7 protein-coding genes are annotated in these 12,183 nt (G+C 42.9%); all 7 read left to right on the top strand.

Going from position 1 to position 12,183, the window contains the following annotated elements:
• Window positions 1–72 precede the first annotated feature (72 nt).
• The 7 genes from B3B27_RS06760 (at window position 73) to B3B27_RS06730 (ending at window position 11,908) form a co-directional block, all read left to right on the top strand.
• On the top strand, window positions 73–2,334 hold the full coding sequence (locus B3B27_RS06760) for a GH92 family glycosyl hydrolase (RefSeq protein WP_238841547.1): 2,262 nt from the start codon (window positions 73–75) through the stop codon (window positions 2,332–2,334).
• A gap of 176 nt (window positions 2,335–2,510) precedes the next feature.
• A complete protein-coding gene (locus tag B3B27_RS06755) occupies window positions 2,511–3,506 on the top strand; it encodes an ROK family protein (protein ID WP_286833081.1) in 996 nt (331 codons plus the stop codon).
• Window positions 3,493–4,062 (top strand): SIS domain-containing protein, encoded by a 570-nt coding sequence (locus B3B27_RS06750; protein WP_238841545.1) that lies wholly within the window; start codon window positions 3,493–3,495, stop codon window positions 4,060–4,062. Before B3B27_RS06755 ends, B3B27_RS06750 begins: the two co-directional genes overlap by 14 nt.
• A gap of 14 nt (window positions 4,063–4,076) precedes the next feature.
• Window positions 4,077–5,279, top strand: coding sequence for an MFS transporter (locus tag B3B27_RS06745; RefSeq protein WP_286846058.1), 1,203 nt, complete (start codon window positions 4,077–4,079; stop codon window positions 5,277–5,279).
• Between the two features lie 188 nt (window positions 5,280–5,467).
• The gene (locus B3B27_RS06740; RefSeq protein ID WP_286847172.1) at window positions 5,468–7,948 is read left to right on the top strand and encodes a hypothetical protein; all 2,481 of its coding nucleotides are present in this window, start codon (window positions 5,468–5,470) and stop codon (window positions 7,946–7,948) included.
• Between the two features lie 250 nt (window positions 7,949–8,198).
• Entirely contained in the window at window positions 8,199–9,110 is a 912-nt protein-coding gene (locus B3B27_RS06735; protein ID WP_286844748.1) for an alpha/beta hydrolase, read from the top strand.
• 11 nt (window positions 9,111–9,121) lie between these two features.
• Window positions 9,122–11,908, top strand: coding sequence for a family 78 glycoside hydrolase catalytic domain (locus tag B3B27_RS06730; protein ID WP_286847171.1), 2,787 nt, complete (start codon window positions 9,122–9,124; stop codon window positions 11,906–11,908).
• Window positions 11,909–12,183: the final 275 nt, after the last annotated feature.

Here is a 12,183-nt window from a genome sequence, read left to right as displayed (position 1 = left end):
CTGTTACTCATCAGCAAGATGCCTATGGACTATTCTATCCAGTGGACTTATCCTAATGTAAATTAATTTCATATGAAACAGTCTATCCTTACCTTTACGTTGATACTGTTGTGCATCTCCTGTTCACAACAGGGTTCACACAACACAAAGACCGATTTAACACAATATGCCAATCCGTTTATCGGGACATCATATGTGGGACATACTCACCCCGCTGCCCAAATGCCTTTTGGGATGGTGCAGGTGGGGCCGGATACGGGAACCGACCAATGGGAGCATTGCTCAGGATACTATGCAGGCGATTCATCCATCATCGGTTTTTCTCACACCCATCTGAGCGGTACAGGCTGTCCCGATATGGGGGACATCATGTTGATGCCGGTAACAGGGGATGTGACCTTTTCGCGAGGTGAAAAAGAGGACCCGTCAACCGGTTATCGCTCTGCCTTTTCACATGATTCCGAGGAGGCTAATCCCGGCTATTACAAAGTGTTCTTGGAGGATCATCAGATCAAGGTGGAGTTAACGGCAACAGAGAGATCAGGGTTCCATAGATACACCTACCCTGCCTCGAAAAAGGCCGCTTTAGTGATTGACATGGAGCATGGGATCAATGACCGGACTGTTGAATCATCTCTACGTTTGCTGAATGATACAACGGTCATCGGAAAAAGGAGATCGACCGGATTTGTTTCCGATCATACCTGGTATTTTTATGCGGTTTTTTCAAAACCGGTTAAGGAGGTTTTCACCTTTACAGATGGTATAATCTCTGAAAAGAAACAGGCAGAGGGGGAAAACGTAAAATTTTTCCTTCGTTTCGACACGGAGGAAGACTCTAAGCTCATGGTAAAGGTTTCGCTGTCTACGGTAAGTACCGATGGTGCCGAAAGAAATATGGAGAAAGAAATGACAGGATGGGATTTTGAGAGAGTAAGAGCGGAAGCATCTGATATTTGGAACAGCTATCTTCACAGAATCAAAGTGGTTCCACGGGATGAAGGACAGAAAATTTCGTTCTATACCGCACTGTACCATACCTTGTTGATGCCCAATATCATAACTGACACGGACGGAAGCTACCGGCTACCGGACGGCACACTAATGGAGGTCGGTGAGGAACGTTATACCAACTTCTCCCTGTGGGATACATATCGTGCAACCCATCCTTTCTATCTGCTGATGTATCCGGACAAGAATGCCGGATTTGTACAGTCGATGCTCGATCTATATCGCCAGAGGGGCGTTTTATGTACCAACGAATATGGTCAGAACGAAACGTGGTGCATGATTGGAAATCACGCAGTACCAGTGGTAGCCGAGGCATATCTGAAAAATACCATTACTGAAAACAGAGAGCTTGCGGCAGAAGCCATTTTTCAGTCGCTTACCACCCCTCATCCGAAATCCGACTGGGAGATGTATGACAAATATGGCTATTACCCTTTCGACCTGTTGCCGGTAGAATCGGTATCGCGAACATTGGAGCATTGTTACGATGATTATTGTGCTGCTTTGATGGCCGCATTAGTCAATGACCACGAAAAAGAGGCTTTTTTCAAAAAACGTTCAGATAACTTTAAAAACCTTTTTGACCCTTCCACAAAATTTATGAGGGGAAAAGATTCAAACGGGGAGTGGCGTACTCCTTTCGATTCTTTTTTATTATCACATGCTTCAACCAGTGGAGGTGATTATACAGAAGGAAATGCATGGCAGTACACCTGGCATATTCAACACGATATTCCGGCACTGTTACACCTGATGGGAAGCAAAGAATATTTTGAGAAAAAACTCGATTCGCTTTTCTTTTTAGATATACGCTCACTTGGAGGAGGGTTCCACGATGATGTAACAGGCATGATAGGCCAGTATGCGCATGGGAATGAGCCCAGCCACCATATTGCCTATCTTTACAATTATACCGGACATCCTTATAAAACACAGGAAATTATACGGCAGGTGTTTGACAGGTTTTATCTTCCCACACGCGAAGGGCTAAGCGGGAACGATGACTGCGGACAGATGTCGGCCTGGTATATCTTTTCTGCTATCGGCTTTTACCCGGTCGATCCGGCTTCAGGAGAATATCTAATCGGGGCTCCGCAATTTCATGAGATCACACTTCTTCTGCCAAATCAGAAAACGTTCATGATGAAAGCTAAAAATCTGTCCGACAGCAACAAGTATGTCCGGTCGGTGACATTAAACGGGAAACCGCTGAACTCTTTTAAAATAACCTATGAAGAAATCCAAAACGGAGGAACGCTTGAATTTGATATGACGGATACAAAAGAAAAGGCTTGTAATAGCCTTGGCATGTCGGGACATTGATCTCCCCCCTGCTCTTCCGATGCAATAAATTCGGCAAAACCTTAGGGGGGCATGCCGTAACATTGATCTCTCCCACCTGTCTTTCACAAGACACTATTGCCGGGAAGGGACAGATTCTGGGGCGACCTGCAAAATTCGGGAAAAATTAACAGGACAAATGATTCAGTAATTCGGAAATGGAAAAAAATTTATTGGGAATAGATATTGGAGGCACCAAAACAGCGGTTATTTACGCAAAGGAATCTTCAGGAAATATTCATATTGCCGGGAAAAAAGCTTTTCAAACATCTACAGTTGATAAAACACTCGACAATATTTTTCTGCATCTGCAAGATATAATGAGAGAAAATAATCTGGGACAACATAATACCCACGCCATAGGCATCAGCTGCGGCGGTCCGCTGAACAGCGAAGAGGGTATCATCATGTCTCCTCCCAATTTACCGGGATGGGAAAATATTCACCTCGTAAAAATGATCTCAGAACAATTTGGGATCCCTTGCGCGATACAAAACGATGCCAACGCCTCGGCACTTGCTGAATGGCAATTTGGGGCAGGCAGAGGTACAAAGAATATGATATTTCTAACTTTCGGCACCGGATTGGGGGCCGGAATAATCCTTAACGGCCAGCTATACAGCGGAACAAATGACAATGCTGGCGAAGTGGGACATATCCGGTTATCGGACTTCGGACCTGTCGGTTATGGGAAAGCAGGCTCCTTCGAAGGATTTGCAAGTGGAGGTGGAATTGCCCAACTTGCAAAAATGGCACTGTTGGAAAAATATCAAATGGGCAGATCCGTACAATGGTGCCCCCGTGGCGAAATAGACAGGGTTTCAGCCAAGATGGTCGCCGAACAGGCACAAAAAGGCGACCCGCTGGCATTGGAAATAATGGAGATCTCAGCTGTCTATTTAGGAAGGGGACTTTCCATACTGATCGATATTCTTAATCCAGATTGTATTGTTCTGGGGAGTATCTATGCCAGAAACGTGTCTCTTTTCTTACCAGTCATGGAGAAAGTGATTGCGAAAGAGGCTTTATACCTGTCCCGCAAAGTATGCCGGATTAAACCGGCTGAACTAGGAGAGAATATTGGCGATTACGCAGCCGTATCAATAGCGTCAGATATACAACCCAAAAAACCAGAAAAAAATGATCAGAAATAGCCTCGATGAATCGCTTGTTATGCTGCAGGCCTTCATCAGTCGCCCCAACACAATAGACTCCATTAAACGTGCAGCATCGGCAATGGCTTCTGCTTTAAAAAAAGGGAATAAAATCATCAGTTGCGGGAATGGCGGCTCATTGTGTGATGCAACCCATTTCGCAGAAGAATTGACAGGAAAATACAGAAGAGAGAGAGTGTCACTTCCGGCAATTGCGATCAATGATCCGGCTTATATTACTTGTGTAGGGAACGATTTCTCATTTGATGATATTTACTCCAGATATGTTGAAGGTGTCGGTCGGAATGGTGATGTGCTTCTTGCCATCAGCACCAGCGGAAACTCCAAAAACATTATTCAGGCAGCCGATGCTGCAAGAAAAAAAGACATGATTGTTGTTGGGCTTACCTGCGAGAGTGACAATGCACTTAGTGTAAAATCAGATATTGCCATCTGCACCCCCCTTTCCGAATTCTCTGACAGAATTCAGGAAATACACATCAAGGTGATTCATATTCTTATACAATCAATTGAATATTATTTAAATAACAGATAAATATATTAAATCAGATGAACACTTTTAATAATCAGGAGACCGGCACTAATCTTTCTATGAGGAAACTGTTACCGGTAATGTCCGGCTTTTTCATCATGGGATTTGTCGATTTAATAGGGATTGCCATTAATTATGTGAAAAGCGACCTGGCTCTCACAGATTCCCTGGTGAATTTAATCTCTTTTTCATGTTTTTTCTGGTTTTTTGTGTTATCTATCCCAACAGGCCATTTAATGTGCCGAATTGGACGGAAAAAAACGGTCCAGATCAGTTTTGCTTTTACTTTTGCAGGCTTACTAATTCCTGTTATATCATATAGTTTTACAACTGTACTAATTGCCTTCGGGCTGATTGGAATAGGGAACACCATGATTCAGGTAGCTTTAAACCCTTTGGTTACAAATGTTGTTTCAAAAGAGAAAGTTACCGGGGCCCTGACATTGGGACAGTTTATCAAGGCAATATCCTCTCTTTCGGGACCAATTATTGTCTCCTGGCTTGCATCTGCATTCTTCGAATGGAAATATATTTTTCCTGCCTATGCAATGGTAACACTCATCACCGCAATATGGCTATGGACCACATCCATCGATGAGGGGAAAAGAAAAACGAAGGAACAACTCTCCTTCCTGAAAACATTATCTCTTTTAAAGAATAAAAAGTTATTGGCCTTTTTTATCGGGATAGTGGTGCTGGTAGGGGTAGATGTCGGATTAAATACCACACTCCCTAAATATCTGATAGAAAAAACCGGCATACCCCTTCATAAAGCAATCTTGGGAAACAGTGTCTATTTCCTGGTGCGTACAATAGGGGCTTTTACAGGTGGCCTGTTGTTGATGAAGCATTCGGAGCGCACTTTTTTCAAGTATAGTGTAATAATAGCTTTTCTGGGATTTATAGGAATTTTGGTTTTCAACTCAGTTTCCGGAATAATGGCCGCTCTGGTTGTTTTTGGAATAGGCTATGCCAATCTTTTTTCTATTATCTTTGCACTATCGATGAAGCTTCTGCCTGAAAGAGCAGACGAAATCTCTTCGTTGCTGATTGTAGGGGTATCGGGCGGGGCAATTATTACCCCCCTGCTGGGTATCGTTTCAGACTTTTTCGGGAACCAGTTTTCCGCAATTTCAATTCTTGCCATATGTTGGATCTACATGATCTGTTTGATAAAAACTATAAATCAATTGGGCACAAATCAGCTACTTGAGATTTAAAAAATATTTTTATGATAATTCCAACTTTCGTATGCATTAATTACTATCTCATACAGCTAAATATGAGATATATAGATACTGCCAAAATAGATGCAAAAGCTGAGTAAGCAGCATTCTTTTATTCAAGATAATAAAGATGATGAACGATCTCATATCAAATAATTTTTAATATCAACAAACATATCGCTATGAACAGAAAAGCAAAATCCGGGCCAAGCGGAAAAATCATTGGTTATATCCTCTTGTTTTCTATCACCTTCATTCTGTCACTTTCTTTACAAAGTTGCAAAAACAGGCAAACTTCAAAAAATGAAAGTGATCTGCTGATGAACCAATCAGCACCTGTATGGGCTGAAGGAAGGGAGAAAGAGATGAACCTCACACTGGGTTTCCGGGGTATTTTTACCGCCACTCCCAAAGCAGAGGCAAACTTGCTTATCGCTGCATCTACCGTTTACCGGGTCTATCTAAACGGAGAGTATGTAGGTTCAGGGCCGGCGCGCGCCGGTCACGGTTATTTCCGGGTTGATAGGTATAACCTCTCCGATCGTATGCAAGAAGGAGAGAATATCGTGGCTATTGAGGTGGCCGGTTACAACGTGAATAGCTATTACACCACCGACCAGCCTTCTTTCCTGCAAGCTGAAGCAGAGGTGGACGGTAATGTGGTGCTGCATACTGGTGAAGGCGGTAATTTTGAAGCAACCGAAATCAGGGAACGGCTGCAGAAAGTGGAACGATACAGCTTTCAACGTCCTTTTACCGAGTATTACCGGTTAGAAGAAGGATACGACCGGTGGAGGGCAGATAAAAATTGTGAAATTAGCAGGGTTAAATTGGTTCAATTTCCTCCGATAAAACTGTTACCGAGACGGGTGGATCAAGCCGACTTTACTGTGCTAAAACCGGTACATCTATTTTCCAAGGGTACTTTTACCAGAAAAACTCCCGCTCAGTACTACAAAGACCGGTCGCTGGTAAACATCGGCGAACAATTCAAAGGTTATGCTGAAACAGAACTGGAGGTTATGCCTTCACAACGTATTCAGGAGCTACAGACAACAACAAAAAATCAACTGAACACTCCATATGATGCTTCCACAAGCGTTGAACTAAGTATTAACGAATTTGCGATACTCGACTTCGGCATCAACCAGACCGGATTTATCGGAGCCCGGATACGTTGTACCGAGCCCACAGAGATATGGTTTCATTTCGATGAGATGCTAACAGATAATGATGTAAACAGTAAAAAAAGGATGGCTGACGTCAACAACCAGGTAGTTTATGAACTTCAACCCGGAGCGTACACCATTGAAACATTTGACCCTTATACATTTAAGTTTTTAAAGGTCATGGTTACAGAGGGTGCCTGCCGATTGGAAGATGTTTACCTTAGGGAGTTTGCATCTCCCGACCGTACCGATGCCTCCTTCTCCTGCAGCAACGAGAAATTGAACCGGATTTACGATGCGGCCAAACAGACCTACCGGCAAAATGCCCTGGATATTTTTATGGATTGCCCCTCACGGGAGCGTGCCGGCTGGCTCTGTGACAGCTATTTCTCTGCGATCATGGAGAAAGAATTCACCGGGTATTCAAAAGTGGCCCATAATTTTTACGAGAACTACGCACTGCCTGAGAAATTTGAATTCCTGCCTGAGGGTATGATCCCCATGTGTTATCCTGCCGATCATAACGACGGGGTATTCATTCCCAACTGGTCGCTCTGGTTTATAATTCAAGTCGATGATTATGCCCGGCGCGGAGGTGACAGGCAGCTTGTGTCAGACCTGAGAACGCGGATCACCGACCTGCTGGGGTATTTCGAAAAATTCGAAAATGAGGACGGGTTGCTGGAAAAGCTGGAAAGCTGGATCTTCGTGGAATGGTCCAAAGCCAACAGCCTGGTACAGGATGTGAACTACCCCACAAATATGCTCTATAGTGCCGCCCTGGCTAGTGCGGCTAATCTTTATGGAAATAAGGAGTGGCAAAAAAAATCAGAGAATATACAACGTCAGATTCAAAAACAGTCTTTCAACGGAGAGTTTTTTGTTGATAACGCAGTAAGAGAAAATGGGATATTAAAGGTGACAGATCAGATCACGGAAGTATGTCAATATTACGCATTCTTCTTTAACATTGCAACACCTGAGTCACATCCCGATCTTTGGAAAAAGATTGCAACCGTTTTCGGGCCTGACAGAGATGAAACAACTACTTTTTCAAATGTGGCAGTTGCAAATGCATTTATCGGAAACTATCTTCGTATGGATATACTTTCAAGATACAAGTTGCAACCACAATTACTATCCGAGATTGAAGATTATTTCTACTATATGGCTGAGAGAACCGGAACTTTGTGGGAGAATGTGCATAACCAGGCCAGCTGTAATCACGGTTTCGCTTCATATATCGCCCATGTTCTGTATCGGGATATGTTGGGTATAAGCAATATTGACTACCTGAACAAAGAGATTATCATCAGTTTTTCCGATATCAACCTGGAATACTGTAGTGGCTCCATTCCTGTTGAAGATAAAGTAATAAGTCTGGAATGGAAACGCAAGGGAGATAATATCCACTATCTTTTAAAAACGCCTGCAGGATACAAGACAAGGATTGATAATAACAGTTCTGTCAATGTGATTGAAATGAGTAATTGATAACGGATCCCTGAAAAAAGAAAAAGGGAAGAAACATTCCCTCATTTTGTGATCAAACTCTATTTTTAAATTTAAAAGAGGCTGTCTCATGATTTATTTTGAGACAGCCTCTTTTTAACATCCACAGCTCAATTTATATCATTTTAAATAGTTTTTATGCCATTTTGTTGGCTGTTGAAACCCAAACTTTTTATTTCTTTGTAACTTACAGTATTTCTATACTGAAAGATAACAATTTTTTTTAGAAAAAATGAATATCAGATCAACATACATCTTTGTTTTACTATTGATGACGTTTCTTGAAAATTTATATCCGCTAAAAGGCCAGGATAAAAAAGAGATTTTACTATATAACAGAGTGGAAGAACAGATAAGCGAGGAACAAACTCAAGATAGTATCTTTGGATTATTAGTCAGTAGGGTGACAAATCCTTCAATCGCAGTTTTCACTCCTAAAAATCAAAAATCTAAAAGTGCAGTAATTATCTGTCCCGGAGGTGGATATCACACCTTGCTAATGGAGCGTGAAGGATACAAAGTAGCCGAAGCATTTAACAGATGTGGAATAACTGCTTTCGTTTTAAAATACAGGTTGCCGGATAGCAGAATTGTCAAAGACAAAATGATTACACCTCTCAAAGATGCGCAACGTGCTATTCAGCTGATACGTGAGAATGCAGAAAAATGGAACATCGATCCCGATAAAACAGGTATCATGGGATTTTCAGCCGGAGGGCATTTGGCGGCATCACTTGGAGTACACTACGATTCGGTTTTGGTTCAAAACAAACAAAACACAACACTTCGTCCAAGCTTCATGATACTCATCAACCCAGTAATCAGTTTTAGTGACAGCACAACCCATGAGGGTTCACGCAACCAACTACTTGGTGTTAATCCTGGAAAAGAGATGATCCATTTTTTTTCGAATGAATTGCACGTAAATAAACAAACTCCCGGAACTATATTAATCCATACAAACGATGATAAAGTAGTCTCAGTGAAAAACAGCATATTTTTTTACAAAAAATTATACGAAAATGAAATTCCCGTTGAAATACATATTTATTCGCGAGGGGACCATGGTTTTCTTCAAATTCCCGAATTTGAGGAGTGGTTCGGCCGTTGTATTCACTGGATGAATATTGAAAAAATAATGTAAAAACAAGAAATATGCACACAAAAACAATTCTTTTATCAATCATCTTTCTTATTGTACATCTTTCGGCTTTTACAAAAAACAAATCGAGTATTCTCCCTGTTGAACCCACTTGTGAGTATTTAAACAATCCTCAGGGTTTGGATGTAAAATCTCCTCGTTTCAGCTGGAAACTGACTGCGACCGATAAAGCATCGTTCGGACAAAAACAATCGGCGTACCGTATTCTTGTATGTAGTAGCAGGGAAGCGTTGAGTAAAAAAAATGGCGACATGTGGGATTCGGGATGGGTACCGTCGGATGCCATGCAGCTGGTCAAATACAACGGCAAACCGTTGCAGTCGGATCGCCGATACTTCTGGAAGGTGTCGGTAAAAGATGAAAACGGAAATAAATCGAACTACAGTAAGACAGCCGAATGGAGTACCGGCTTGTTCCTGCAGGGGGAGTGGACAGCAAAGTGGATCGGCACCGGCGAAGTGTACAACCCGGCTGAGGGATCGAATAAAATGTACGATCCATGGTTCCGTAAAACTTTCTATTTAAATGAGAAACCGTATAGGGCCACCCTCTTTGTGGCTTCAGTAGGATACCATGAAGTATATGTGAACGGTCAGAAAATTGGTGACCATGTGCTTGCGCCGGCAGTTACCGATCACACACAGCGTGCACGATACATTGCTTACGACATTGCCCCGGCTTTGAAACGGGGGGAAAACGTAATTGCCCTATGGCTGGGAACATCCTGGTCCGTTTTCGCTCCGTACGCTACCCCTGATAAGCCCCGCGCGCCTCTTGTTATTGCACAGGCAGATATTTACGGCAAAAACAATCAAAAACTCATAAGAATAGCTACAGACGAATCATGGAAAACACACCCGAGTCCTAATAAACTAATAGGTAATTGGGGATTTGGCGTTGGAGGATATGGGGGTGAAATCTGGGATGCAAATAAAGAGGTGAATAATTGGAATTACGGAAATCTCAATGATAGGACATGGGAAAGTGCTACAATCTATACTCCAGCTCTCAAATTATCGGCTCAACGGGTAGAAACAAATGCTTTATTTGATGAGATTCAACCGATCAGCATCGAAACACGTAACGATGGTTCTTATCGTGTTGATATGGGAGTGAATTTTGCCGGATGGACACGGATTCGTCTGAAAGGGAACCCTGGCGATACCATCAGCATGCTTTTTTCCGAAAGGGAGCAGGACGATATGACATTCAATCTTCACAGTGCCTATGTAATGGGTGAATCGGGAGAGGGTGTATTTCAAAATCGTTTCAATTATATGTCTGGGAGGTGGATTACTATTGTGGGAGCAACATCTTCCCCCCGAAAGGAGGATATAAAGGGATGGATGGTTCGCACCAACTTTGCCAGGACAACTTTCTTTGAATGTTCAGACACCTTGCAAAACTGGATTTACAACACTGTAAAATGGACCTTTGAGAACTTGTCCCTCGGAGGATATATAGTAGATTGCCCCCAACGTGAACGATTTGGCTACGGAGGCGATGCTCACGCTACCTCGGAAACTGGCATGCTAAATTACAGACTGGGCGCTTTCTACAACAAATGGCTGGAGGATTGGCGGGATGTGCAGGGCACCGAACCAATGGTCGGCAATATGAACAATCCGGACTGGGCACGCAAACAAGAGGGAAGCGGCAGGATGCTGGGTGGAGGGATCTTACCTCAGACAGCACCCACCTATCATGGAGGCGGCGGTCCTGCCTGGGGTGGAATAGTGGTTACGCTACCCTGGTTTATGTACCAATATCAGGGTGATAAAGATATCCTGGAAGAAAATTTTGACATGATCAAGGGGTGGCTTACATTTTTGGAGACCCACGTTGAAAATAATATGCTGAAACGATACGGTGGACAGTGGGATTTTCTGGGGGATTGGCTCTGGCCTAAGGCAACAGCCCAGGGAATGAATAATTATTCAGATGAGAACCTGTTTTTCAACAACTGCTACTGGGTCTATAATCTGAAAACAGCAGCACAGATTGCAGCGGTGGCCGGTAAAACAGCCGAGGCACAAAAGTGGAGGCAACAGGCGGAGATAGCAAGTAAAACACTCCACGAAAAATATTACCAAAAAGATGACCACAACTATTCCGACAGGACAATGAGAAGCCTTGCAGCAGCGCTATACGGTGATATAATGCCAGCCGGGCTTCGACCTAAAGTAATTGAAAGGCTGGAAAAAGAGATCCTGATCCACCAAAAGGGACATATTGATGTAGGTATCACAGGTGGAGCAATGCTATTCAAAGTATTGCGCGAAGAGGGACGTGACGATCTTATCTATGCTATGACTTCTCAAACGGCCTATCCAAGCTGGGGTTTCATGCGCGAAAACGGAGCAACCACCATCTGGGAGATGTGGGAAAAGGACCTTCCCGGGCACTCGCTTCTTCACAGCTCCTATTTATATCCCGGAGCATGGTATATTGATGGTGTGGCAGGCATTGGAAAAGATAGTGAAACGCCTGGGTTTCGAAAATTCACAGTCCGCATACCCAGGCTTGCCGAAACGCAAATTTCATGGGCAAAAGCCGATTTCGACTCACCGGCAGGACTTATCAGGTCGTCATGGAAACGTGAAAAAGGAAAATTAGAGTTAAGGGTTACCGTTCCTCCCAACTGTAATGCTACAGTTTGGTTTCCTCATGAAGCCGGTAAGACTGTGGAGGAGAATTCAGGATTATCCAGGCAAGTGGGTAGAGAGAAGGGATACATTTTGTTTGAAATTCCAGCAGGGAGTTATCAATTTTCAAATTAAAAAATGAGATTGGCATGATTGAACCAATAAAAAATTCTCAACTCAAGTCTCGCATACAGCATGGTTAAAACTAAACTAGTCTCCATTGTGGTTAAACTTAAACCGAAAGTCGGTCTCGCATACAGCATGGTTAAAACTAAACTGCCCGACTGATGATGTTTTAAGGCTTGTTCCGACACCCTGCGTGCCACGGGTACCCTTCAAAACATGCAAACATCACATTCTCGGCAACCTATATTGTAAAATCAGCATGTAAAACATGTAATACTCAATAT

Origin of the sequence: Proteiniphilum sp. UBA5463 (assembly GCF_002427225.1) — a bacterium.
Classification (GTDB): Bacteria; Bacteroidota; Bacteroidia; order Bacteroidales; family Dysgonomonadaceae; genus Proteiniphilum; species Proteiniphilum propionicum.
The sequence above is the reverse complement of the archived record's forward strand: the minus strand, read 5'-3'. Positions and strand labels throughout refer to the sequence as shown.